Genomic DNA, 23,517 nt, shown 5'->3' on the forward strand with positions numbered 1-23,517 from the left:
CGGCGGGTCGGGCGGTGGGTCAGGCGGCGGTGGCGAGCAGCGCGGCGAGGTGCGTCCGGGAGGTGACGTTCAGCTTGGGGAAGACCCGGTGCAGGTGCCAGCCGACGGTGCGTGGGGAGAGCAGCAGCCGGTCCCCGATCTCCCGGTTGGTCATGCCCGAGGCGGCCAGCTGGGCGATCGTCAGTTCCTGTGCGGACAGCCGCTCGGTGAGGGCACTGCCCTGCTGCCCCCGGTCGACACCGGTCGCGCGCAGCTCACGGCCGGCGATCTCGCGCCAGGCGGCGGCCCCCAGCACCTCGAAGGTGTGGCAGGCCTCCCGCAGCAGGGGCCGGGCCAGGCGCGGACGTCGGTCCCGGCGCAGCCACATGCCGTAGGCGAGCTCCACCCGGGCGCGCGGCCACGGCCACTGACGGGGCGTGATCCGCAGGGCGCGCTCGAACAGCTCCTCGGCGTCCGGGCCTTCGGCCAGGAGGGCCCTGGCCTGCGCCAGGTTGACGGCGGTGGACAGCGGCAGCCCGTGCCCGTCGCCGTACCCGGCGATCAGCTCGCGCGCGTCCTCGCCGTCGCCGGAGCGGACGGCGGCCTCGGCCAGGTAGCAGAGGGTGCGGCGCTGCGAGGCGAGGTGGTGGGAGGGCGAGCCGGGCTCGAAGACGGGGCGCAGGGTCTGGTAGGCGCCGGCCGGGTCGTCCGAGTCGAACAGGGCGATGCTGCGGGCCAGCCGCAGGGTCGCCAGCACCGCGCCGACGCTGCGGCCGGCGGCGACCCGCTCGACGGCCGCGATGTCGGCGGCCGAACCGGCGAGGTCCCCGCGGAAGGCGAGCAGCACCGCACGGGTGGCCCGGGCCCGGATCGACCACAGCTGCTGGCCCCCGGCCTCGGCGAGGGCGAACGCCTCCTCGTTCACGGCGTGGGCGAGGTCCCAGTCCCCGACCACCACGGCGGCCTGCGCGTGCTGGGCCTGGACCTGCGCGAGCAGGCCGGTGCGGCCGTCGGCCCGCAGCAGCCGGGCCGAGCGGGCCAACAGGTCCCCGGCCCAGCCGGGCTCACCCACCGTCAGGGCGGCGGTGCCGAGCAGCCGCAGGGTCTCGGGGTCGGTGGTCGGGGTGGTGGTGCCGAGCGGCCGGAGGTCTTGGGCGTCGGCGGGGGTGGCCGGGGCGGCGGACACTGCTTCGGCGATCCTGGCGCGGGCCTCGCCGGGGGCGACGGCTGCTCGGGCGAGCGGGCCGGTGCGGCTGTCGGCCCGCCGCGGCTGAGCCGAGGGGGTCGACAGGTCGCCGGTCGAGCTGGGCTCACTCACCGTCAGGGCGGCGGTGTCGAGCGGCCGGAGGGTCTCGGGGTCGGTGGTCGGGGTGGTGGTGCCGAGTGGCCGGAGGTCTTGGGTGTCGGCGGGGGTGGTCGGGCCGGCGGACAGTGCTTCGGCGATCCGGGCGCGGGCCTCGCCGGGGGCGACGGCTGCCTGGGCGAGCAGGTGGCGCGCGTCGTGTTCGGAGCCGGCCAGGGCGAGGAGGCAGGTGGTGACCGCTTCCTGGGCCCGAGGGTCCCGGTCGGCCCAGGCCGCTGCCTCGGTGGCGCCGGCCAGGACGTCCAGTGCGGCCTCGCGGCGGCCCGCCCGGGCCAGTCGGGACGCCAGTTCGGCGCGTTCGCCGAGGCTTCGGGCACTGCGTTCGGGCCGTCCGGTGAACCGGATGCGCAGGTTGTCGGCGAGGATCTGCTGCTCCAGGTCCGGGCCGAGCCGTTCGGCCCGGACGAGCAGCCGTTCGGCCAGCTCGGACCGGTCGAGCTCGAAGGCGGTCCGGGCGGCCCGGACCAGCCGACGGGCCCGGTCCGCCGGTGCGGGGGAGAGCCGGGCGGCGAGCTCCAGCCGACGCAGCGCCTCGACCGGCTCGTGGCGGCGCAGGGCCTCGGCGGCCGAGGCCTCCAGGGGCCGGGCCACCGCCTCGTCCGGATGGACGGTGCCCTGGGCGGCGTACCAGGCCGTCAGGTACGGATCGGCGGCGGTCCGGGCGAGCGCGGCGTGGGCGGCGAGCAGGGCGGGAGCGCTCGCGTGCTGCCGGACGGCGGCGCGCGCGAGGTCCGACCGGAAGCGGACCCGTCCGTCGGCGACCTGCAGGAGCCCGTGCTCGGCCGCCGGGCCGAGGGCGTCGAGACCGACCTCGCGCCCGGTCAGCACCCGGGCGGCGGTGAGGACGTCGGCGAGCCCGTCGGTGCGCTGGAGGGCCGCCAGCAGGACGACGCCGGCGGCGTCCTCCGGCAGCTCGGCCAGGCCGGGCGCGACCGAACGGCTCAGACGGTCCGTCAGCGGGGGGAACGGCCGCAGCAGTTCCTCCGCCGGGGCCTCCGCCGCCGCCCGCCAGGCCGACGGCAGCTCCCGCAGGGCGAGCGGGTTCCCGTCGGCGTCCCGCAGGATCCGCCGCCGCAGGCCCTCGTCCTCGACCCCCGCCGCCCGGACCAGTTGGTCCGCCCGGGCCTCGTCGAGCGGGTGCAGCACCAGCTCGGCCATCCCCTCCGGGGCGGGCCCGCCGAGAAGCAGCACGGCCGCCGCGGAGGGGAGCTCGCGCGCCAGGTCGGCCAGGCAGCGCAGGGACGGTCCGTCCAGGAACCGCGCGTCGTCGAGGCAGATCAGGAGCGGCCGGCGGCAGGCGTCGATCAGTCGGAAGAGTTCGGCGGCCGAGACGGGCGGCGCACCCGCCGTGCCGAAGGCGGGGGAGGAGAAGGCCGGGCCCGAAGCCCGGAACAGCCGGTCCCGCAGCGCCCGCACCGCCGCGCCGGGCACGCCGGCCCCGGCGGGCGGCACGGCCGCCTCGATCACCAGGAAGCCGCGGCGCCTGGCCGAGGCCACCGCCTCCCGCAGCACGGTGCTGACCCCGCAGCCGCGGTCCCCCGTGACGGCCAGGGCGGCCCCCGCCGTCCGGACCGACTCCAGCATCTCCAGGACGGTGTCCCGCTCCCGCACCTCGTTGGCTGACCGCACGGTCACCTCCCGCTCTCCGTTACGCCTCGGAGCGTACGAGGGGGCCAGTGACTTCTGACTGACCGTCAGAAACGGCGGTCGGTCACTGGGCCCCGACGCCGCCCCCGCGGCCGGCTCAGGCCGCCTCCGCCAACCCCTCCCGGCCGCCGCGCCACTCGCGCGGCGGCATGCCGTAGGCAGTGCGGAAGACCCGGCTGAAGTGCGCGGGGCTGACGAAGCCCCACCGCTGCGCCACCGAGGAGACCGTCGCGGCCCCGGGGCGCCGGGCGAGCTCCCGCGCGCACATCTCCAGCCGGCGGCGCTGGATCCAGCGGGCCACGGTGGTCTCCTCGCCCTGGAACAGCTTGTGCAGGTAACGCACCGACACGTGGTGGGCGGCCGCGATCCGTTCGGGGGAGAGGTCCGGATCGGCGAGGTGCCGGACCGCGTAGTCCTTGATCCGCGCGACCAGTGCCCTGGCGGCCTCCGGGGCCGCCGGTCGCAGGCTCCCCGCGCGCTCCTGCACGAGCAGGGCGAGCAGGTCGACGGCGGTGTCCGCGAGCCGGCCGCCCGCGTACGGGTCGAGGCTGTCGGCGTCGCGCGCCAGCCTCCGCAGGTAGGAGGTGACCAGGCCGGCCGAGCCGGACCCGGCGGTGAACGGGGTGGCGACGACGCTCCGCAGGTCGTCGTCGTGGACGTGCAGGGCGGTGCGCGGCAGGTGGTAGGCCGTGAAGTCGAACGGGTCCGGGTACTCCTTGGTGAACGGGCGGCTGGAGTCCCACACGGTGAACTCGCCCGGGCCGATCCGGGCCTCCTTCCCGTCCTGGGACAGGATTCCGCGACCCCGGTGGTGCACGGTCACGGTGATCCAGCCCTCGCCGCCCGCCGCGATGGTCCGCCGGGTGCGGCTGGCGACCTGCGGTCCGGCGGTCGCCCGGGTGATCTGGACGGCGCCCAGCCGGTCGGTGCTGAGCAGGCCGGCGCTCGGCACCGGTTCGAGGAGTCTGACCTCCAGGGGCACGAAGGTCCGCGCGACCGCGTCGTGCCAGAACTCCGCGCGTTCGGCGGGTGAGAGTGGTTCGGTGGAATGCGTGGTGGGCACAGGCGTTCCTTCCTCGTGCTGTGCCGGTACTGCTGCTGTGCTCCAGCCTCGCTGAAAGCGCTCTCACACCGCTCCTGTCATGTGACCGGAGAGATGGCGGATCCCGGACGCGCGGGAACGACGAAGCTCCCCGCGCCGCGGAGCGGAGCGGGGAGCTGCGAGCGGTGGCTCAGAAGAAGCAGGGGTCGTCGAGCGGGTGCCCGTCGCCCTGGCCCGGGATCCGGTGGCCGCGGGCCGCGCGCCAGGCGAGCTGCTCGCCGGAGTCGGCCGCCGCCTCGGTGAGCCGTTCGGCCTGCCGGACGCCGGACAGGCTCGGTGCCGGAGTGCCCTGGTAGCCGCCGAAACGGGCCACCGGGCTCCAGGTCGGCGTCACCGCGGGCGGCTCGGGTGCGAGCCCCTCGTGCTCCCGGGTGCCGTGCACGATGCGGCCGCCCACCACGGTCAGCACCGACTCGATGTGCGGGATGTCCGCCTCCGGGACGGTGAAGTAGTCCGCGCTGAGCACCGCGAGGTCGGCGTAACTTCCCACCCGCAGACGGCCCTTGACCTCCTCCTCGCCGGTCAGCCGGGCACCGCCGAGGGTGTACAGCTCCAGTGCCTCCTCGCGGCTCAGCCGGTTGGCGGCCGGGCGGAGAGCGCTTCCACCGACGGACCGTCCGGAGACCAGCCAGTGCAGGGACACCCACGGGTTGTAGGAGGAGACCCGGGTGGCGTCGGTGCCGGCGGCCACCGTCAGTCCCCGGTCCAGCATCGCCCGCAGCGGCGGGGCCTCGGCGGCGGCCGCCGCGCCGTAGCGCCGGGCGAACGCCTCGCCCTGGAAGGACATCCGGTTCTGCACCGAGACCGCGCCGCCGAGTGCCGCGATCCGGTCCAGGCTGGCGGGGGAGACCGTTTCGGCGTGGTCGAACAGCCACCGGTTGCCGCCCGGGAACAGGCCCTCCGCGGCCAGCCGCTCGAAGACCCGCAGGTCGCGGCGGATGGTCTCGTCGTAGCTCGCGTGCAGCCGGAAGCCCCACCCGTGCTCCATCAGCAGCCGCACCGCCTGCTCGAACCCGGCCTCGTACGGCCCGAGTTCGGGGCGCGGCTCGGAGAAGTTCTCGAAGTCGGCGGCCGCCCAGGTCAGGTTCTCACCGGCCCCGTTCAGGCGCAGCCACTCGTCACCGTCGCCGGGCTTCACGGTCTCCACCCAGCGCCGGAGGTCGTCCAGCTCCTGCCCGGCGGTCTGCGGGAACAGGTGGTAGGCGATCCGCAGCGTCAACTCCCCGGCGCGCGCCAGCTCGGTGACGGTCCCGTAGTTCTCCGGGAAGCTCTGGAAGCCGCCCGCCGCGTCGATCGCCGAGGTCAGCCCGAAGCGGTTGAGCTCGCGCAGGAAGTGCCGGGTCGAGGCGGCCCGGTCGGCTTCGTCCAGGGTCGGCGCCTTGGCCAGCGTGGAGTAGAGCAGCAGCGCGCCCGGGGCGGCCAGCAGCAGGCCGGTCGGCTCGCCGTCGTGCCCGCGCACGATCTGCCCGCCGGCCGGGTCGGCGCTGTCCCGCCCGAAGCCCGCGGCCCGCAGTGCCGCCCGGTTGAGCAGCGCCGACTGGTAGAGGTGCAGGACGAACACGGGGGTGTCGGGGGCGGCGGCGTTCAGCTCGGCCAGGGTGGGCAGGCGGCGCTCGGCGAACTGGTCGGCGGACCAGCCGCCCACCACCCGCACCCACTGCCCCGGCGGAGTGCGCTCGGCCTGGGCGCGCAGCATGGCCAGCGCCTGACGCAGCGTCGGGACGCCGTCCCAGCGCAGCTCCAGCACGTAGTTGAGGCCGCCCCGGATCACGTGCAGGTGCGAGTCGTTGAGCCCGGGGACGGCCCGCCGCCCCAGCGCGTCGACCACCCGGGTCTGCGGACCGACCTGCGGCAGCACGTCGGCGTCCTCGCCGACCGCGGTGATCAGGCCGTCCCGGACCGCGACCGCACTCGCCCGCGGACGCCGCGGATCGCCGGTGTGGACCCGGGCGTTGCGCACCACCAGGTCGGCGGCCCGGGGGCCGGAGCCGTCGGTGGGCGGCGGGCCGGGACGGATCCCGGCGACGGGCATGCTCGACATGTGAACTCGCTTTCGGTGAACGGAAGTTGTGCGGTCACTCGCCGACGAAGGCGAGCAACTCCTGGTTGACCTCGGCCGCGTGCGTCCAGATCAGCCCGTGCGGGGCGCCCTCGACCACCACCAGGCGCGCGCCCGCGATGGCCTCCGCCAGCGGGAGGGCGGTCGAGTCCGGCGGCAGCGCGCGGTCGGCCCCGCCGTGGACGATCAGGACGGGGACGCGGATCCTCGGCAGGTCCGCGCCGAAGTCGGCGAGGCCCGTCCGGCCGTGCCCGGCGGTGGTGCTGCCCGCCGCGGCCGAGACGCCGACGTTCCAGCTGTACTGGACGACCCGGTCGCTCACCGGCCCGCCCCCGAGCAGGTCGACGCCGTACAGCTCGGCCAGGTGGCCGGCGACGAAGAGCGGAAGGTCGGCGCGGACGCCGCCGCTCTCCGGGGGGAACGGCGGCGGCGCACCGAGCAGCACGGCCCTGGCCACCCGCTCCGATCCGTAGGTGCCGAGGTAGCGGGCGACCTCGCCGCTGCCCATGGAGAAGCCGACCAGCACCGCCTCCCGCAGGTCGAGGGTCTCCAGCACGGCGTGCAGGTCGGCTGCGAGGGTGTCGTAGTCGTAGCCGGAGGACGGCTTGTCGGAGGCGCCGAAGCCGCGCCGGTCGTAGGTGATCACACGGTGGCCCGCAGCCAGCAGCGCGGCCTCCTGCAGCTCCCAGGACGCGCTGTTGAGCGGCCACCCGTGGATCAGCACGACCGGCCGGCCGCTGCCGTGGTCCTCGTAGTACAGGCGGACGGCGCCCGCGTGCTCGCCGCCGGCCGAGAGGAAGGGCACGGTCAGTCGTTCCTGATGCCGTGGGTGAGGATTCCGGCCAGCGCCCGGTCCAGTTCCGCCGGTGCGGTGCCCCGCCACCGCTCCTCCGCCGACCGGGTCCGGGACACCAGGTCCCGCACGTGGGCGGAGGCGATCCTGACGACGCACCAGGTGGCCTCCGAGACCAGCTCGACGTCCGTCGCGTGGTCGCCGTGCGGACGGACCCGCACGTCCCCCTCTCCGGCCGGCAGGAGGAGCCCGGTGGCCAGCAGGTCGCGGCCGAACACCCAGGTGGCCATCGGCGCCGCGTCCTCGGGGGAGAAGAGGTCCATCCGCACCGCCAGCGCGTCGTCCATCGAGTGGCTAAGGCGGGCCGAGACGTCGTACCACTCGTGGGCCGCCGTCATCAGTCCGGCGTCCACGGTCATTTCCAGGGATGGCTGCATGGTGGAGTTCCTTTCGGGCCCGATCGGACCGGTGACCCGTCCTGACGGAGCCTCAGTCGAAGCGCAGGTCCGCGAGGCCCCGTTCGAGGGCCGCGATCTCGTCCTCCGGTCCGGCACGGTCGGGCCGGCCGGCCATCAGCCCGGCCAGCTCGCCGCCCGCCCGGTGGATGCGGGCGGGCAGGCCGTCGGCGTACGCGTCCCCGGCCGCGCCCCAGTCGGAGGTCGCCGCGTAGACGGCGGTCGGCACGACCGTGGCGCGCAGGTACGCGAAGAGCGGCCGCAACGCGTGCTCCAGGACCAGGGAGTGACGGGGCGTCCCGCCCGTGGCCGCGACCAGCACCGGCTTCCCCGCGAGCGCGTCCGGCGCGATCACGTCGAAGAAGGACTTGAACAGCCCGCTGTAGGAGGCGGTGAACACCGGTGTGACGACCACCAGCCCGTCGGCCCCGGTCACCGCCTCGACGGCGGCGGCCAGCCGCGGCGCCGGGAAGCCGGTCACCAGGTGGTGGGCGACCTCGCCGGCCAGCTCCCGCAGTTCGACCACCTCGGTCGACACCGTACGCCCCAGGGCGGCGAGTTGGCCGACGGCCGCCGAGGCCAGCCGGTCCGCGAGCAGGCGGGTGGAGGACGGGGTGCTCAGCCCGGCCGAGACGACGACCAGCCTCATTCCCCCGCCACCTCCCGCGCGGCCGCGACCCTCGCCGCGTGCGTCGGAGCCTCCGGCACGTCCGCCGGGCGCCCGAGCGCGAACTCCTTGCGCAGCACCGGCACGACCTGTTTCCGTTCTGTCGGACTCTCGGCGCGTCTCTCGTGCCCCCGGCGCGCGCGACGGCCCGCGGCAGCGGGTCCTCCTGCCGCGGGCCGTCGCGCCGCTACCTCAGGGGGTGGGGCTCACTTCGCGAGGAAGGCGAGCAGCGCCTCGTTGACCTCCGCGGCGTGGGTCCACAGCAGACCGTGCGGCGCGCCCTCGATCTCGACGTAGTCGGCGGACGGCAGCGCCTTGCGGAACGGACGCGCGGTGCCCTCGGCCGGGAGGATGCGGTCGGCCGTGCCGTGCAGGATCAGCGCCGGCACGTCGACGGCCGGAATGTCGGCGCGGAAGTCGGTGTACCAGGTGGCCGGCGCGGCCGAGGCCGCGAACGAGCCGCCGCCGGCCGCGGTGTTCCAGCTGTTGCGGACGGCCTCCTCGCTGATCCGGGTGCCCAGGTTCTCGTCGAGGTTGTAGAAGTCGTTGAAGAACGCGGTGTAGTAGGCGTACCGGTCGGCCTTCACCGAGGCCACGATCCCGTCGAAGAACTCCTTCGGCGCGACCCCGTCCGGGTTGTCCTCGCTCTTCAGCAGGCACGGCTCCAGCGAGGCCAGGAACGCGACCTTCCCCACCCGCGCCGACCCGTACCGCGCCACGTAGCGCGCGACCTCACCCGTCCCCATCGAGAAGCCCACCAGCACGGCGTCGTCCAGGTCCAGGGTCTCCATCACCACGTTCAGGTCGGCGGCGAAGGTGTCGTAGTCGTACCCGGTCGTCACCTGCGACGACTGCCCGAACCCCCGGCGGTCGTACGTGATGACCCGGTAGCCGGCCTCCAGCAGCGCCGCGCTCTGCAGCTCCCACGAGTGCCCGTCCAGCGGGAAGCCGTGGATCAGCACCACCGGCCGGCCGCTCCCGTGGTCCTCGTAGTACAGCTCGACGGCGGTGGTGTTCTCGTGTCCCACGGTGATGAACGGCATGGGGGGTTCTCCTCGCTCGGTTCCGGATCCGCCCGCAATCTCGCTGCGGCACGGCATGCCGTCACGCTAGGGCGCGGGCCCCGCCGGCTCTTGTCGGGCGGCGCCCGCGTCCTTGCCTCCCCGCGCAGGACCCGTACCGCCCGATCACCGCGCCGGAGCCCTCGGCGCGGAGATCCACCGATGTCGTCAAGGAATCCTTGACAGATCATCTTCGTCAAGATTTCATTGACGCATGGTCACTTCCTCGAAGCCCGCGTCCCCGTCCGCTCCCGCCCTGGTGCCGCTGCTGGTGGTCGGGCTCGTCCTGGTCCCGGCCCTGATCGGCCGGGTCGGCACCGCACTGTCGATCGCCCTCGCCGTGGTCGAGCTCGCGCTGGTCGCCGCCGGGGGTGCGATGGTCGCGCGGGCGGTCGCGGCCCGGAAGGCGGAGGCGCACCGGTGACGGGCCGCGTGCTCGGGGCGGACGAGTCGGCACGGATCCGCGAGGGCATCGCGGCGGCCGTGCTCGGCGCCCCGGACGAACTGGCGAAGACGCTGGAGCACGACGCCGGCGAGTACCTGCGGCTGGTCGACGCCTCGCGGATCGGCGCCGAGGAGGCCGGGCGGCTGCTGCGTGAAGCCGTCCTCGCGGCCCGGGCGGCCGGCCACAGCTGGGACGCCGTGGGCGGCATCCTCGGGGTGAGCCGGCAGGCCGCGCAGCAGCGGTTCGCGGGCAAGGCCGGCGACGGCGTCCACCCGGCCGCGCCGGCCGACGGCCAGGACGCACCGGAGCGGCGCCGGATCGCGCCGGTGTCGGCGTTCAACGAGATGGCGGCACTGGCCGAGGGCGAGCACGAGGGCTGGCACCTGGTCGGCTACGGCGCCGCCTACCTGGAGGTCGAGGCCTCCGCCCACCCCTGGGAGCACCGCCGGGTCACCCTCGCCTCCAGCACCCGCCAACGCCGGATGGAGACCGAGGGCTGGCTCCCGGTCGGCGCGGGCTGGTTCCCCTGGCGCTACTACAAGCGCGCACTGCCGGCCACCACCCGCAAGCACCTCGCCTGAATCCCGGCCGTCGGTCAGGTCGTTCCGCCGGGCGGTGACAGTCAGTTCGCTGCGATGCGCGGTCCTGCGCGAGAACGGGGATTTCGGGGCCACGCCGCCCGACGGCCTATTATCGTCGTCTGGGCCCGCGTACCTGATGCCGGCTCACCAGGTACGGAGAGGCGTCACCGGCCTGCTGCCGATGCGTACCCGAGGAAACACGTGAGCTCCGTACAGCAAATCTCCGTCCAGCAGGTCCTCAACGAGGCCGGCCGCCGGCGGACCTTCGCGGTGATCAGCCACCCGGACGCGGGCAAGTCCACGCTCACCGAGGCGCTGGCGCTGCACGCGCGGGCGATCACCTCCGCCGGTGCGGTGCACGCCAAGGGCGACCGACGCGGTGTGACCAGCGACTGGATGGAGCTGGAGCGCGAGCGCGGCATCTCGGTGACCTCGGCCGCACTGCAGTTCGGCTACCGCGGCCAGGTGATGAACCTGGTCGACACCCCCGGCCACGCCGACTTCTCCGAGGACACCTACCGGGTGCTGGCCGCCGTCGACTGCGCGATCATGCTGGTCGACGCGGCCAAGGGCCTGGAGGAGCAGACCCGCAAGCTCTTCGCGGTCTGCCGCCACCGCGGTGTCCCGGTGATCACCTTCATCAACAAGTGGGACCGCCGCGGCCAGGACGCACTCACCCTGCTCGAGGACATCGAGACCCACCTCGGGATCACCCCCGTCCCGGTCGTCTGGCCGGTGGGCAACGCGGGCAACCTGCGCGGCCTGGTCGAAGCGGGGAACACCGAGCAGATGCTGCGCTACACCAAGGTGCCGGCCGGCACGCACGCCGCCCTCGAGGAGCGGCTCACCTCCGAGCAGGCCGCCGAGCAGGAGGGCGAAGACTGGACGACCGCGCTGGAGGAGCTGGAGCTGGTGCTCTCCTCCGGCCCCGGCTACGACCAGGAGGCCTTCGAAGCCGGCAAGATCAGCCCGGTCTTCTTCGGCGCCGCGCTGACCAACATCGGTGTGAAGCTGCTGCTGGACGCCGCGGTCGACCTCGCTCCGGCTCCCGGGCCCCGCCCGCTGGCCAAGGGCGGCAGCCGCGAGGTCGGTGAGGAGTTCTCCGGCCTGGTGTTCAAGATCCAGGCGAACATGGACCCGGCCCACCGCGACCGGATCGCCTTCGTCCGGGTCTGCTCGGGCGTCTTCGAGCGCGGCATGCACGTCACCCGGGCGGCCAGCGGCCGCTCGTTCGCGACCAAGTACGCCCACACCGTCTTCGGAGCCGAGCGCACCGTGGTCGACACCGCGTACCCCGGCGACGTGGTCGGCCTGATCAACGCGAGCGCGCTGCGGGTCGGCGACACCCTCTTCACCGGCAAGAAGGCCGAGTTCCCCGCGCTGCCCGCCTTCGCCCCCGAGTACTTCGCGGTGGCACGGCCCAAGGACATCAGCCGGTCCAAGCAGTTCCGCAAGGGCATCTCCCAGCTCGACGAGGAGGGCGTGATCCAGGTACTGGTCTCCGACCGGCGGGGCGACCAGGCGCCGGTCATGGCCGCGGTCGGCCCGATGCAGTTCGACGTGATCCTGCACCGGATGGAGCACGAGTTCTCCTCCCCGATCAGCCTCGACCAGCTCTCCTACCGGGTGGCCCGGATCACCGACGCCAACGGCGCCGCCGTCCTGGGCAAGTCCCGCCTGATCAACGGCGAGGTGCTCACCCGCCGCTCGGACGACGTGCTGCTGGCCCTGTTCGCCGACAAGTGGCAGCTGAACGCCTTCCAGCGCGCCCAACCCGATGTCCTGCTGCAGCCGCTGATCGCCACGGCGGACTGATCGCCGGCCGTCCCCGAGCGAGTCCGGCCCGGGCAAGCTTAGGTATGCTAGGCGCTCGCTTGATCGGTCAAGGTTTGGGGCAGGGATCATGGGTGCGCATGCTGGGTTGACGGTCGAGCGGATCACTCAGGCCGCGGCCGCTCTCGCGGACGAGGTCGGGATCGAGAAGGTCACGATCTCCGCGCTGGCACGGTCGTTCGGAGTGAAGGACGCCAGCTTCTACTCGCACGTGAAGGGTCTGCGGGAGATCCGGATCCGGGTCGCGATCCTGGCCTCGGAGGAGATGAACGAGTGCATCGGCAGCGCGATCGCCGGCCGCTCCGGGGGTGAGGCGCTGATGGCGTTCGCCGACGCCTACCGGCACTACGCGCTGCGCCACCCGGGCCGGTACGCGGCCACGCAACTGCGCCTGGACCCGTCCGAGTTCGCGGGGACCGAGGTGTTCGCGCGGAGCGTGGAGCTGACCTACGCGGTGATGCGCTACTACGAGCTGGACGAGCCCGACCTGACGGACGCGGCGCGGCTCCTGCGCAGCACCTTCCACGGTTTCATCAGCATCGAGGCCGCGGGCGGGTTCAACCACCCGCGCGGAGTCGACGGGTCCTGGCAGCGGATCGTCTCGAGCCTGCACCAGCTGCTGGAGCAGTGGCCGCGGACGGCGGTCACCGAGAAGGCGTGACCGGTCCGCGGGCCGGCCGCGCCCCGGCGGCCGCGGCGCGGGGGCGAGCCCGGTCACCGGGGCCGGCCCCCACGCCGGTCGCCGCGGTGCCGAGGCCCGACTCGTAGGCGAGGATGACGGCGTCGACGCGGTTGCGCAGGGCGAGCTTGTGGCAGATCCGGTTGAAGTGGGACTTCACCGTCCCCTCGGTGAGGGTGAGGGCGTGTGAGATCTGCTGGTTGGTCAGCCCCTGGGCGATGAGGTCGAAGACCTGCCGTTCCCGCGGCGTGAGTTGGGAGATGTCGGCCTGCGGCGGGGTCGGGACGGGCCGGTAGGTGCGACGCAGCGCGGTGAGCAGCTGGTCGACGGTACGGGTGCCGATCACGGTGTTGCCCCGGGCGATTCCCTTGACGGCGCTGAGGAGTTGACCGGGACTCTGGTACTTCGGCAGGAAGGCGCGCGCGCCGGCCCGGGCCGCGTTGAGGGTCCAGTCGTCGGTGAGGCCGTGGTCGGGGACGAGGAGCGCGACGGCGGTGCCGCGCGGGGAGCTGCCGGCGAGGTGGTGGACGGTGTCGAGGACGTCCGGGCCGGGGAGGGCGGCGTCCAGGAGGACGACGTCCGGTCGGTGGCGGTGGGCGAGCCCGAGGAGGGCGTGGCCGTCGGCCGCCTCGCCGAGGACGCGGAACGCGGGGTCCCCGTCGAGGACCGCGCGGATGCCGCGGCGGATCAGGGGATGTTCGTCGCCGAGCAGGAGCGTGCTGGTGCCGGGCGGGGTGGGCCGCTCCCGGGCCGACCGCGCGCACCCGCGCCCGTCCGCGTTCCGCACGCCACTTCTGCTGTCCGGCATGGTGCTCCCGCTCGTCGTGGCCGTGGTCGGACGGGCCGGTGGGTCGGCTGTCCGGCTGACGGCAAGGCATTCCCGGGGCCAGCGTAGGCGCGCGTTCTGGAGCGGTGATGGTGCCGGGCTGAAGCGGCGCGGCCGCTGGTCGGGGCGCTGGTCTGCAACCAGGGTTGGAGGCCTCGGTGCCACCTGTGGTTGGCATACAGGGGGTGGCCCGGTTGGGTACGTTCGCCGCGACCTTGAGGATCCCTGTGTGAGGAGACGTTGTGGCCTCGAATGTGTCCCTGCCACCCGCCGCGTCGCGTCTGCCGTCGCTGGCCGGCATGCGTTTCATCTGTGCGATCGTCGTCTTCAGTGCGCACGCCTACGTCTCGCTGTCGTTCAACGGTGACTGGACCGGCACCAACACCACGGTCCTGATGATCGTGGGGCGTTCGGCGTTGAGCTTCTTCTTCGTGCTGAGCGGGTTCGTGATGGCCTGGTCGGCGCGGCCGGGTGACACGGCCAGAGCATTCTGGCGTCGGCGTGCCGCGAGGATCTATCCCGCGCACGTGCTCACCTGGCTCGCCGCCGTCGTGCTGCTGCTGACCGTGACCGGCGGCACGGTCACCCTGGGGGACGCGGTCTCGAACCTGCTGCTCGTGCACACCTGGCAGGCGTCGTTCATGACCAACAACAGCCTGAACGTGGTGTCCTGGTCGCTGTCCTGCGAGGTGTTCTTCTACTTCTGCTTCCCGTTGCTGCACCGCTACCTGAAGCGGGTGCCGGCGAAGCAGCTGCTGTGGTGGCTGGGCGGGACCGTGCTGGCGGTGATCGCGGTGCCGCTGGTGGCCTCGACCGCGTTCGCGTCGCAGCCGACGTTCCCGCCCTTCGACGTGACGTACGACCAGTACTGGTTCGTGTACCTGTTCCCGGTCACCCGGCTGCTGGAGTTCGTCCTCGGGATCCTGCTGGCCCGGGGCGTGATGGCGGGTCGTTTCCTCAACGTGCGGTTCAGCTACGCGGTCCTGGCCTTCGCGGTGGCCTATCCGCTGGCCACGCAGGTGCCGTACCTGTACTCGATCACGGCGATGTCGGTCGTGCCGGTGCTGATGGCGGTGCTGGCGGGCGCCGGTGCGGACATCCGGGGTTCGCTGTCGGTGGCGCGGAATCCGGTCATGGTGTGGCTGGGGGACGTCACCTTCGCCTTCTACCTGGTGCACTTCATGGTGCTGGAGTACATGTACCGGCTGATCAACGACGGGCATCCGGCCTCGCGGGTCGAGCGGGTCGGTTCGGCGGCCCTGCTGTTCGTCGTGTCGTTCGTGATCGCGGCGGCGGTGCACACGTTCTTCGAGGATCCGCTGTCCCGCCGCTGGGGTTCCCGCCGCCGGCGGGCGGAGCAGGTGCCGCCCGCCGCCCCGCAGCGCGCCGACGGAGAGCCGGTGGCGCGGTGAGTCTCCGAGCCGGCGCCGGGCCGGTTCCGTCCGTGACGCTGAACAACGGTGTGACGATGCCCCGGATCGGCTTCGGGGTCTGGAAGATACCGGACGAGGAGACTCCCGCCGCGGTGGCGACGGCCGTGGAGGCGGGGTACCGGAAGTTCGACACGGCGTCGGAGTACCACAACGAGGCGGGGACGGGCCGGGGGATCGCCGAGTCGGGGCTCGCGCGCGAGGAGGTGTTCGTCACGACGAAGGTCTGGAACGCCGATCACGGGTACGACTCGACGCTGCGCGCGTTCGACAGGTCGCTGGAGCGGCTCGGGCTGGACTTCGTGGACCTGTACCTGATCCACTGGCCGGTGCCGGCCAAGGACCTCTACGTCGACACCTACCGGGCGCTGGAGAGGATCCACGCGGACGGGCGGGCCCGGGCGATCGGGGTGTCGAACTTCCAGCGGGAGCATCTGGACCGGCTCGCCGAGGAGTGCGGCGTGGTTCCGGCCGTCAACCAGATCGAGTTGCACCCCCGGCACCAGCGGGCCGAGGCGCGGGCCCTGCACGCCGAGCGCGGCATCGTCACCGAGGCCTGGTCGCCACTGGGCAGCGGGCACGGGATCATGGATCACCCGGACATCGCGGCGGTCGCCCGCAAGCACGGCAGGAGCGCGGCGCAGGTGTGCCTGCGCTGGAGCCTGCAGCTGGGCAACGCGGTGGTGCCCAAGTCCGCCCACCCGGAGCGGATCGCGCAGAACATCGAGGTCTTCGGCTTCGCCCTCGACGAGGACGACATGGCCGTGCTCGCGGCGCTCGAGGAGGCCAAGCCCTGGGGCACGCCCAAGTGAACCGGTGAGCGAACGCGGACACCCCGCCGGACGTGGTTCCGGCGGGGTGTCCGCACGTGCTGCTCGCGGGGGCGCCGCGAGTGGTCGGATCAGGCCCGCTTGGCCGGGCCGGAGGGCAGCAGCGCCGCGGGCAGGGCGGTCAGGACCACGAATCCCAGGGCCGCCCAGAACACGGTGTGGAAGGCCGGGATCACGCTGGCGCCGTCGGCGAGCGAGTGCTGCAGCAGCAGGGCGATGACCGTGGTGCCGATGGCCGCACCGAGCTGCTGGGAGACGGCGTTGACGGTGGTGGCGGCGGCCACGCTGGTCGGCGGGATCGAGTGGTAGAGGGTCACCATGACGGGCGAGGCGGCCAGTGCCAGGCCGATGCCCTGGACGAACAGCGCGGCGAGCAGCACGACACCGGGCTCGGCGCTGTCGGCCAGGCCGAACGCGGTGAGGCCGATGGCGACCAGCAGCAGGCCGGCGAGGACCAGCGCGCGCGGGTTGCTCTTGGTGTCGATGACCTTTCCGACCAGGAGGACGGCGACGGCCGCGCCGAAGCCCTGCGCGATCATGATGGTCCCCGCGGCGAGCGGGCTCTTGCCACCGGCCTGCTGGAAGAACATGGGCACCAGGACGACGGCTCCGTAGAGGCCGAAGTTGTTGAGCAGCGAGACGGTGGTGGAGGCGGTGAAGTTGCGGTCGCGGAACAGGCTGAAGTCCACGATCGCGGACCCCCGGTTGCGGCGGGCCAGCACGCCGTGCGCGACCAGGAGCAGGAGCGCCGCCAGCAGGGGGAGGAGGACCTGGGAGTCGCCGAAGGAGCGGCCCTCGCCCAGCCGGCTGAAGCCGTAGATCCCGGCGGTCAGGCCGATGCTGATGGTGAGCAGGCCGCTGATGTCCAGCCGGCCCGGCGCCTCTCCCTTGACGTTGGGGATGAGCATCGGGGACAGGACGGTCACGGCCAGGCAGACCGGCACGTTCAGGTAGAAGACCCAGCGCCAGGACAGGTCCTGGACGACGGCGCCGCCGATCACCGGCCCGGCGATGGGGGCGACCAGGATGGGGATGGCGATCAGGGACATCATCCGGCCCATCCGCTGCGGGCCGGCCAGCTGGACGACCAGGATGCGCATCAGGGGGAACAGCATGCCGGCCCCGAGGCCCTGGACCGCCCGGAACACGATGAGGGCGCCCAGCGACCAGGACAGGCCGCACAGGACCGAGCCGGCCAGGAAGAGGGCCAGGGAGGCGGTCCAGCACGCCGCGGCGCCGAATCGCTGGGCCGCCCAGCCGGTGACCGGGATGACCGCGGACATCGCCAGCAGGTAGGCGGTGGAGACCCACTGCACGTCTGCCAGGCTCGCGTTGAAGTGCTCCGTGAACGAGTGCAGCGCCACGCCCACGATCGTGGTGTCCATGAGGGCGACGAACGCGCCGAGGGCGAGCACGAGTGCCGCGCGGATCAGCGGGCCGCCGAGGGCCTGCGGCGGGGCGGGCGCCGGCAGCGGCTCGCTCTCCGTCTTGGTGGTGGTGACCTCTTCAGCCATCAGGGTGCCTTTCGTGTGTCGCGCTGCCTGTGCGATGGGTGTGGGTGGGTGACCTGTTCGGCTTCGATTGCCGGGCACCGTAAGGGATCTGATCGATCGTCAAGCCGCGAACGCCCCATTCCGTCACCGCCCGGTCGTCTCGCCGACGACAACCTAGCACCTCTTGACCAGCACCTAGGACATTTAGGCCAGGTCGATCCCGTTCACCGGATGCGGGGTGCGGCACCCCTGGCGCGGGCACGGTTCCTATGTATATTAGGCACGAGCCAAGGGTATCGAGGTTGGCAGTCAGGACAACGACTACAGGGGGTGCGTCCCATATGCGGGCCGAGAACGACACGGCGGTGGCGGTGGAATCGTGTGACATCCGGGTGCTGGGGCCGATGAGCGCCCGGCTGGGCGGAACGTCCATCGTTCCCACCGCGAACAAGCCGCGTCAGCTGCTCGCCCTGATGGCCCTGAACGCCGATCGGTTGCTCACGGCGTCGACCCTCATGGACGAGATCTGGTCCGACGCGGACGCGCCCCGCAGCGCGCTGCCGACGCTGCACACCTACATCCTTCAGCTGCGTCGCCTGATGACCAAGGCGCTCGGTCCCGACGCGACCTGCGCGGCCAAGGACATCCTGGTGACCAAGCCCGGCGGGTACCTGCTCAGCGTGTCGCCGGACTCGGTGGACGTGACGGCGTACCAGAAGCTGCTGACCTCCGCGCGTTCGGCGGCCGCCCGCGGTGATGCGGTGGCCGCGGCCCGTGCCTACGACGCCGCGCTGGGGCTGTGGCGCGGACCGGCGCTGGCCGACGTGCAGCCCGGTGCGGTGCTGAGCCCGGAACTGGCCCGGCTCGAGGAGAGCCGCCTGGGCGTCGTGGAGGAGCGGATCGACGCCTGGCTGCGGCTCGGTTGCCACTCCCAACTCCTGGACGAGCTGGCCTCCTTGACCAGGCGTCATCCGCTCAACGAGAACCTGCACGCGCAGTTCATGACCGCGCTGTACCGCGCCGGCCGGCAGAGCCGGGCGATGGAGACGTTCCAGAGCCTGCGCCGCCGGTTGGTGGAGGCGCTGGGTGTCGAGCCGTCCCGCCGGGTACGGACGCTGTACCAGGCGATGCTCTCCGCCGATCCCGAACTCGACGTCCTGCCGGCGGACGACCGGACCCGGCTGGCGTTCGCTGCGGCCTGACCGCCGCTCGCACGACGACGACTCGGCCCGGGGCGACGGTTCGCCCCGGGCCGAGTTCTTGTCGGTACTCGGAGCCGGCACCCGGGGGTGGTGCCGGCTCCGAGGGATCAGAGGGCCGGCTCAGAACGGTCCCTGGAAGCCGGCCGCGACGTCGATCAGCCCGGGAAGGTCCCCCCGCGCCTCTCCGCAGACCGCCAGACAGGCGTCCGCGATGGCGTCGGCACCGGGGTGGTAGGCCTCCTCGAGAGGTTGGGACACCGGCGCCGGGCTGTCGGGCAGCGTGATCCGGCGCACCGGGGCGAGCAGGGCCTGCGGCACGTTCTCGGCGACCACGGCGGCCACCTCCGCGGCGAAGCCGTACCGGGACCAGCTGGTGTCGGCGACGACGAGCCGACCGGTCTTGGCCACGGAGGAGCAGATGATGTCGTCGTCCAGCGGCCGCAGGCTGCGCACGTCGACGACCTCGACGCTGATCCCGCGCAGTGCGAGCTGCTCGGCGGCGCGTTCGGCCTCGTGGACCATGAGGGAGGCCGCGACCACGGTGACGTCCCGGCCGGGGCGGGCGATCCGTCCCACGCCGAAGGGGATCGGGACGGCCTCGGTGGGCACCTCGCCGGTGAGCGAGTACAGATTGCGGTTCTCGATCAGCACCACCGGGGTGTCCCCGGTCAGGGCCTGGACCAGCAGGCCCTTGGCGTCGGCCGGCGAGGCCGGGGTGGCCACGTGCAGTCCCGGGTAGTGCGCGAAGGTGGCGTGCGGGCTCTGCGAGTGGGTGGCGCCCTGGCCCCAGCCACGGCCGACCACGCCGCGGGTGACCACCGGCACACCGCCCTTGTCGCCGCCGTAGGTGTAGCGCCACTTGGCCGCCAGGTTCACCAGCGGATCGAGGGCCAGGAACATGAAGTCGGCGCGGATGTGCACCAGCAGCGGACGGAAGCCGGCCGCGGCCGCCCCGATGGCGAAGCCCGCGGTGGCGTTCTCCGCGTTGGGCATGTCGATCACCCGGCCGGCGCCGAACCTGGCGAACGCCTCCTTGGTGGTCCCGAACGTGCCGTTGACGTCGTCCACGCCTTCGCCGGCGACGAAGATCCGATCGTCCTGCAGCATGCACTGGACGGTGGCCTCGCTGATGGCCTGCCCGTAGGTCAGCTTGCGCATGTGTGGTGTCTCCTTCTCCCGTCGGGTGTCGACGGTCAGCGGGCCAGGGGCAGGTAGGCGCCGTCGAGCAGGCCGTCGACCGAGGGGAACGGCAGTGCCTTGGCCCGGTCCACCGACCGGTGGATCTCCCGCTCGAACCGGGTGCGCCAGTCGGCCACCGCGGCGTCGATGTCCGGCTCCTCGGCGCGCAGCGCCGCCGTGGCGCGCACGATCGGGCACCGGGCCCTCCACTCGTCGATCTCCTCCTTGGACCGGTACCCGTAGTCGTGGTCCCAGTCGGGGCCGACGTGGGCGCGCCAGCGGTAGGTCGACAACTCCAGCAGGAACGGTCCGTGGCCCTCGCGCGCGTGCGCCACCGCCCGCTGCGCCGCGGCGTGGACGGCGAACACGTCGTTGCCGTCGACCAGTTCGGCCGGCACTCCGGCCGCCTCGGAGCGACCGGTGATCGACGTGCCGGCGGGCTGCCTGGCCGACAGCGGCGAGCAGGCCGAGTACAGGTTGTTCTCGCAGACGAACACCACCGGGGTCCTGTGCACGGCCGCGAAGTTGAGCGACTCGGCGAAGACCCCCTCCTCGGTGGCCCCGTCGCCGAAGTACGTCAGGGCGACCCGCGCCTCGCCGTTGCGGGCGAACGCCCAGGCGGTGCCCACGGCCACCGGGATCATCTCCCCGAGGATCGCGGCCGAGCCGGCGAAGCCCGCCGCCCGGTCGATCACGTGCATCGAGCCGCCCCGGCCGTGGGAGCAGCCGTCCTGCCGGCCGTAGAGCTCGGCGACCAGCGCGTCCAGGTCGCCGCCCTTGGCGAGGTACGGAGCGTGGGAACGGTGACTGGTGTACACCCAGTCCTGCGGAGTCGTGGCCGCGCACACTCCGACCGCGCTGGCCTCCTGGCCGATGGAGAAGTGCACGGGCGTGCGGATCTCCTGCTCGTCGCGGTAGTAGTCGGCCAGCGTCTCCTCCACGACACGGATCCGTACCATGTCGCGAACCAGTCGGGCACGATCAGACGCCATGGTTGAAGTCCCAGTCCCTGAGTAGGCGAAGTGCGACGCCGCGGTCCACCACGCAGTCGCTGCGCGTGAGGTCCTCCTGTGCGGTCCGCCCGGCCCGGTCGGCCGTCGTTACGGGCCGCGCTGCCACAGCGGGACCGCGGCACCCGGCCTCCGGCGGTCCTCGCCGTCCGGGTACCGGTGCCGCACGATCGGTCCGTCGCTCGGCCAGTATTGCGGCACTCGATGGAGAGCCGGTTGATTCGTGCTGAGTCGGCCCGAACTCCCGGGTGCCGACCGGCTGTTCGGGGCGGTGGGCCGGCGGCCGCGCGGGGCGGTCCAGCACCGCTCGATCGGTGCTCAGCCGCCCGGGCCGAGGATGTACGGGGAGCGGTGGGCCGAGTCCCGCCGCCGCCCGATGGAGCGCCTGGACCAGGAGGATTTCCGCTCGTGCTGCTCACCGACCCCGGACTGGGGCGCCGAATCCAGCTGCAACAAGGCCTTGTCTGGCTCGCGGCAGCCCAGGGAGACCCCTGCGCGGCTCTGCTGCGCGGGCTCGACACCGATCCGCGCGAGTACTGGCGCCGGCTCGCCGAACGGCCGCTCGACCGCAGCGCCACCGGCGCCTGGGTGACGGCGCGTCACGCCGTGGCGAGCCGCGCGGCCGCCGAGCCGGCCCTGTGCGAAAGGCCGCTCCTGGACGGCTTCGGCCCGAGCGCCGCGGACGGCACGCCGCAGGACCGGGTGCCCGCCGACGGCGGTGACGACCCGGTGATCGACGTCGAACAGGCCTGGCACCGCGCGCTGGCGGCCGTCCCCGCCGCCACCGGCGGGGACGGCGGCTGGGACGTGGTGGCCGTCGCGCGTGCCGCCGCCGTGGAGGCGCTGGCCCTGGCCTGGGGACTGGACGCCGACGGACGGCTGGAGTTGAGCGCGGCGGTCGAGCTGACCGGCGGGCTGCTCGACGCATCGTGCTATCCGCAGAACCTGGCCGACACCCGGCGCATCGCCCGCGGCGTGACCGCCCTGCGGGCCCTGCCGGCGGTCGGTGGGTCCGAGGAGCGGGTGCTGCTGGCGGCGGTCGGCGTGCGGATGGCGACCGACCTGGTGGTCAACACCCTGGTGCGGTACCCCGAGGCGATGCCCCGGCAGGACCTGGAGGCCCTGTGGGCGCGGCTGCGTGCCGAGCCGGGAGGGGCGGCGCGGGCGGTGGCGGAGACGCTGCGCTGGGCCGGCCCGGTGCAGCTGCGCACCCTCGTCGCGCAGGCGCCGTGCGAGCTCGCCGGACAGCGGATCGAACCGGGGGAGGAGGTGGTGATCCTGCTCGGAGCCGCCAACCGCGACGCCGAGGCGTTCACCGACCCCGACCGGTACGACCCCGACCGGTTCGCGGCGGCCGCCCCCGACCGGTCCGATCCCGTCGAGGCGGCGCGAGCCGCGCGGGTCCTGCTGCCCGGTGCGCCGAGCACCCGGGTGCTGTCCTTCGCCGCGGCGTGCGCGCACGAGGGGCTGAGTCGGCTCGCCGTCCTGCGCCCGCGGCCGGACGGGACCGGGGCGCCGGCGCGGCGCGCGGCCGCCCCGGTGTCCCGGTCGCTGCTGTCCTTCGCCGCCCGCACACCCCTGAGCTGAGCCAGGAGAAGACATGAAGATCCTCTTCGTGAGCATGCCTCACCCCACGCACTTCCACCCGATGGTGTCGCTGGCCTGGGCGCTGCGCTCGGCCGGTCACGAGGTCCGGGTGGCCGGGCACCCGGACCTCACGGACACGGCCACCGGCGCCGGGCTGACCATGGTGCCGGCCGGGAAGTCCGGCTGGTACCGCGACGACCCCTACGAGCCCGACCTGTACGGGCAGTTGATGGGCCGAGGCGCCTCCGACTTCCTGCGCACCTTCGACTGGTCCTGGACCGACGAGCGGGCCTGGAGCTGGGAGGGCCTGCTGGGACAGGAGAAGATCCTGGTCTCCGCGCTGCTCGCCGGCATCAGCAACGACCCGTTCCTCGACGACGTGATGGACTACGCCCGCCACTGGCAGCCCGACCTGGTGATCTGGGAACAGCTCACGATGGGCGGCGCCGTGGTGGCCGAGGCCCTCGGCATCCCGCACGCGCGCTTCCTCTACGGCCTGGACTTCCTCGGCCGCGCCCGGGAGGAGTTCGTGCGGCTGTACCAGCAGCGACACCCCGACCAGCGCGAGGACCCGACCCGCGAGTGGCTGGAGGAGGCGGTGGGCCGCTTCGGCGGGACCTGGAGCGAGCGGCTGCGGGTCGGCGGTCTCACCATCGCCACCACCGTCCCCGGCACCGAGTTGGAGGTCGGCTTCGACACCATCGGCATGCGCTACGTGCCCTACAACGGGCGGTGCGTGGTGCCGGAGTGGCTGCGCGAGCCCACCGACCGCCGTCGGGTCTGCCTGACGCTCGGCACGTCCAACGAGATCGAGAACACCGGCACCACGGTGGGCGAGATCCTGCGGGGGCTGGCCGACCTCGACATCGAGGTGGTCGTCACCCTCGGCGCCGAGGAGGCCGCCAAGATGGGCGAACTGCCGGCGAACGCGCGGCCCGTGGGCTTCGTGCCGCTGCACGACCTGCTGCCCACCTGTCAGGCGATCGTGCACCACGGTGGCTTCGGTTCGCGGCTGACCTCCGCCTACCACGGGGTGCCGCAGCTCATCCTCGGCCACGGCTACGACACCATGCTGGCAGGGCAGCGGCAGGAGAAGCTGGGCGGCGGACTGTGCCTCTCGGCCGACAGCGCCACTCCTCAGGAGATCCGGGACTGCGTGGCCCGCCTGGTGGACGATCCGGCGCTGGCCGCCGGCGCCGCGCTGATCCGGGCCGACCTGCTGGCGCAGCCCTCCCCGGCCGAGGTGGTGCCGATGCTGGAACGCGTCGTCGCCGAGTGGGGCCGGTGAGCGCGGCC

20 protein-coding genes and 1 pseudogene are annotated in these 23,517 nt (G+C 73.4%); 9 read left to right on the top strand and 12 right to left on the bottom strand.

The features are described 5' to 3' along the window. Positions 1-19: 19 nt before the first annotated feature. The 8 genes and pseudogenes from ACWCYY_RS10430 to ACWCYY_RS10465 all read right to left on the bottom strand — a co-directional run bounded on the left by ACWCYY_RS10430 (position 20) and on the right by ACWCYY_RS10465 (position 9,108). Positions 20-2,977 carry a LuxR C-terminal-related transcriptional regulator gene (locus ACWCYY_RS10430; protein WP_449795665.1) on the bottom strand — a complete coding sequence of 986 codons (2,958 nt, stop codon included), beginning with the start codon at positions 2,975-2,977 and terminating at the stop codon, positions 20-22. A gap of 109 nt (positions 2,978-3,086) precedes the next feature. Then, positions 3,087-4,052, bottom strand: a complete 966-nt coding sequence (locus tag ACWCYY_RS10435) for an AraC-like ligand-binding domain-containing protein (protein ID WP_345290356.1) — start codon at positions 4,050-4,052, stop codon at positions 3,087-3,089. A gap of 169 nt (positions 4,053-4,221) precedes the next feature. After that, positions 4,222-6,132, bottom strand: coding sequence for an amidohydrolase (locus tag ACWCYY_RS10440; protein ID WP_345290355.1), 1,911 nt, complete (start codon positions 6,130-6,132; stop codon positions 4,222-4,224). Positions 6,133-6,166: 34 nt separating this feature from the next. Beyond that, the gene (locus ACWCYY_RS10445) at positions 6,167-6,955 is read right to left on the bottom strand and encodes an alpha/beta fold hydrolase (protein WP_449795666.1); all 789 of its coding nucleotides are present in this window, start codon (positions 6,953-6,955) and stop codon (positions 6,167-6,169) included. A 2-nt stretch (positions 6,956-6,957) separates the two neighbouring features. After that, positions 6,958-7,380 (bottom strand): SsgA family sporulation/cell division regulator, encoded by a 423-nt coding sequence (locus ACWCYY_RS10450; protein WP_449795667.1) that lies wholly within the window; start codon positions 7,378-7,380, stop codon positions 6,958-6,960. A gap of 52 nt (positions 7,381-7,432) precedes the next feature. After that, entirely contained in the window at positions 7,433-8,047 is a 615-nt protein-coding gene (locus ACWCYY_RS10455; RefSeq protein ID WP_345290352.1) for an FMN reductase, read from the bottom strand. After that, a pseudogene (locus ACWCYY_RS10460) lies at positions 8,044-8,160 on the bottom strand (5,10-methylene tetrahydromethanopterin reductase); the annotation flags it as partial. The pseudogene ACWCYY_RS10460 and the gene ACWCYY_RS10455, both read right to left, overlap by 4 nt. A gap of 111 nt (positions 8,161-8,271) precedes the next feature. Next, positions 8,272-9,108, bottom strand: coding sequence for an alpha/beta fold hydrolase (locus tag ACWCYY_RS10465; protein WP_345290350.1), 837 nt, complete (start codon positions 9,106-9,108; stop codon positions 8,272-8,274). Between the two features lie 232 nt (positions 9,109-9,340). Here ACWCYY_RS10465 and ACWCYY_RS10470 point away from each other — a divergent pair, with 232 nt between their 5' ends. The 4 genes from ACWCYY_RS10470 (at position 9,341) to ACWCYY_RS10485 (ending at position 12,646) form a co-directional block, all read left to right on the top strand. Continuing rightward, positions 9,341-9,550, top strand: coding sequence for a hypothetical protein (locus tag ACWCYY_RS10470; RefSeq protein ID WP_345290349.1), 210 nt, complete (start codon positions 9,341-9,343; stop codon positions 9,548-9,550). Continuing rightward, complete coding sequence (locus tag ACWCYY_RS10475) at positions 9,547-10,152, top strand: hypothetical protein (protein WP_345290348.1); 606 nt, start codon at positions 9,547-9,549, stop codon at positions 10,150-10,152. Before ACWCYY_RS10470 ends, ACWCYY_RS10475 begins: the two co-directional genes overlap by 4 nt. A 201-nt stretch (positions 10,153-10,353) precedes the next feature. Continuing rightward, positions 10,354-11,967 (top strand): peptide chain release factor 3, encoded by a 1,614-nt coding sequence (locus ACWCYY_RS10480; protein WP_345290347.1) that lies wholly within the window; start codon positions 10,354-10,356, stop codon positions 11,965-11,967. An 88-nt stretch (positions 11,968-12,055) separates the two neighbouring features. Further along, on the top strand, positions 12,056-12,646 hold the full coding sequence (locus ACWCYY_RS10485; RefSeq protein ID WP_345290346.1) for a TetR/AcrR family transcriptional regulator: 591 nt from the start codon (positions 12,056-12,058) through the stop codon (positions 12,644-12,646). Here ACWCYY_RS10485 and ACWCYY_RS10490 read toward each other — a convergent pair. Then, complete coding sequence (locus tag ACWCYY_RS10490; RefSeq protein ID WP_449795668.1) at positions 12,630-13,472, bottom strand: LuxR C-terminal-related transcriptional regulator; 843 nt, start codon at positions 13,470-13,472, stop codon at positions 12,630-12,632. The two genes, ACWCYY_RS10485 and ACWCYY_RS10490, sit on opposite strands and share 17 nt — an antisense overlap. 317 nt (positions 13,473-13,789) lie before the next feature. On the opposite strand from ACWCYY_RS10490, the gene ACWCYY_RS10495 reads away from it, so the two are divergent. Together ACWCYY_RS10495 and ACWCYY_RS10500 are read left to right on the top strand one after the other, a co-directional pair. Next, on the top strand, positions 13,790-14,902 hold the full coding sequence (locus ACWCYY_RS10495; RefSeq protein ID WP_449795669.1) for an acyltransferase family protein: 1,113 nt from the start codon (positions 13,790-13,792) through the stop codon (positions 14,900-14,902). Positions 14,903-14,958: 56 nt separating this feature from the next. Continuing rightward, complete coding sequence (locus ACWCYY_RS10500; RefSeq protein WP_449795890.1) at positions 14,959-15,732, top strand: aldo/keto reductase; 774 nt, start codon at positions 14,959-14,961, stop codon at positions 15,730-15,732. Between the two features lie 89 nt (positions 15,733-15,821). Here ACWCYY_RS10500 and ACWCYY_RS10505 read toward each other — a convergent pair whose 3' ends face one another. Next, the gene (locus ACWCYY_RS10505; RefSeq protein ID WP_345290344.1) at positions 15,822-17,264 is read right to left on the bottom strand and encodes a DHA2 family efflux MFS transporter permease subunit; all 1,443 of its coding nucleotides are present in this window, start codon (positions 17,262-17,264) and stop codon (positions 15,822-15,824) included. Between the two features lie 320 nt (positions 17,265-17,584). On the opposite strand from ACWCYY_RS10505, the gene ACWCYY_RS10510 reads away from it, so the two are divergent. Continuing rightward, complete coding sequence (locus ACWCYY_RS10510) at positions 17,585-18,445, top strand: AfsR/SARP family transcriptional regulator (RefSeq protein WP_345290343.1); 861 nt, start codon at positions 17,585-17,587, stop codon at positions 18,443-18,445. A gap of 120 nt (positions 18,446-18,565) precedes the next feature. Here ACWCYY_RS10510 and ACWCYY_RS10515 read toward each other — a convergent pair whose 3' ends face one another. Together ACWCYY_RS10515 and ACWCYY_RS10520 are read right to left on the bottom strand one after the other, a co-directional pair. Then, a complete protein-coding gene (locus tag ACWCYY_RS10515; protein ID WP_449795670.1) occupies positions 18,566-19,603 on the bottom strand; it encodes an alpha-ketoacid dehydrogenase subunit beta in 1,038 nt (345 codons plus the stop codon). A gap of 35 nt (positions 19,604-19,638) precedes the next feature. Beyond that, positions 19,639-20,565 (bottom strand): thiamine pyrophosphate-dependent dehydrogenase E1 component subunit alpha, encoded by a 927-nt coding sequence (locus ACWCYY_RS10520; RefSeq protein WP_345290341.1) that lies wholly within the window; start codon positions 20,563-20,565, stop codon positions 19,639-19,641. 477 nt (positions 20,566-21,042) lie between these two features. Here ACWCYY_RS10520 and ACWCYY_RS10525 point away from each other — a divergent pair, with 477 nt between their 5' ends. Further along, complete coding sequence (locus ACWCYY_RS10525; protein ID WP_449795671.1) at positions 21,043-22,221, top strand: cytochrome P450; 1,179 nt, start codon at positions 21,043-21,045, stop codon at positions 22,219-22,221. A gap of 13 nt (positions 22,222-22,234) precedes the next feature. Further along, entirely contained in the window at positions 22,235-23,509 is a 1,275-nt protein-coding gene (locus ACWCYY_RS10530; protein WP_345290339.1) for an activator-dependent family glycosyltransferase, read from the top strand. Positions 23,510-23,517 lie beyond the last annotated feature (8 nt).

The organism is Kitasatospora sp. NPDC001664 (assembly GCF_053596675.1).

What these genes read in the sequence shown, in the direction of transcription:
- ACWCYY_RS10510 (WP_345290343.1), top strand. Translation starts at nt 17,585, where the DNA reads ATGCGGGCCGAGAACGACACGGCGGTGGCGGTGGAATCGTGTGACATC.
- ACWCYY_RS10495 (WP_449795669.1), top strand. Translation starts at nt 13,790, where the DNA reads ATGCGTTTCATCTGTGCGATCGTCGTCTTCAGTGCGCACGCCTACGTC.
- ACWCYY_RS10485 (WP_345290346.1), top strand. Translation starts at nt 12,056, where the DNA reads ATGGGTGCGCATGCTGGGTTGACGGTCGAGCGGATCACTCAGGCCGCG.
- ACWCYY_RS10455 (WP_345290352.1), bottom strand. Translation starts at nt 8,047, where the DNA reads ATGAGGCTGGTCGTCGTCTCGGCCGGGCTGAGCACCCCGTCCTCCACC.
- ACWCYY_RS10440 (WP_345290355.1), bottom strand. Translation starts at nt 6,132, where the DNA reads ATGTCGAGCATGCCCGTCGCCGGGATCCGTCCCGGCCCGCCGCCCACC.
- ACWCYY_RS10500 (WP_449795890.1), top strand. Translation starts at nt 14,959, where the DNA reads ATGCCCCGGATCGGCTTCGGGGTCTGGAAGATACCGGACGAGGAGACT.
- ACWCYY_RS10470 (WP_345290349.1), top strand. Translation starts at nt 9,341, where the DNA reads ATGGTCACTTCCTCGAAGCCCGCGTCCCCGTCCGCTCCCGCCCTGGTG.
- ACWCYY_RS10490 (WP_449795668.1), bottom strand. Translation starts at nt 13,472, where the DNA reads ATGCCGGACAGCAGAAGTGGCGTGCGGAACGCGGACGGGCGCGGGTGC.
- ACWCYY_RS10515 (WP_449795670.1), bottom strand. Translation starts at nt 19,603, where the DNA reads ATGCGCAAGCTGACCTACGGGCAGGCCATCAGCGAGGCCACCGTCCAG.
- ACWCYY_RS10450 (WP_449795667.1), bottom strand. Translation starts at nt 7,380, where the DNA reads ATGCAGCCATCCCTGGAAATGACCGTGGACGCCGGACTGATGACGGCG.
- ACWCYY_RS10505 (WP_345290344.1), bottom strand. Translation starts at nt 17,264, where the DNA reads ATGGCTGAAGAGGTCACCACCACCAAGACGGAGAGCGAGCCGCTGCCG.
- ACWCYY_RS10465 (WP_345290350.1), bottom strand. Translation starts at nt 9,108, where the DNA reads ATGCCGTTCATCACCGTGGGACACGAGAACACCACCGCCGTCGAGCTG.
- ACWCYY_RS10530 (WP_345290339.1), top strand. Translation starts at nt 22,235, where the DNA reads ATGAAGATCCTCTTCGTGAGCATGCCTCACCCCACGCACTTCCACCCG.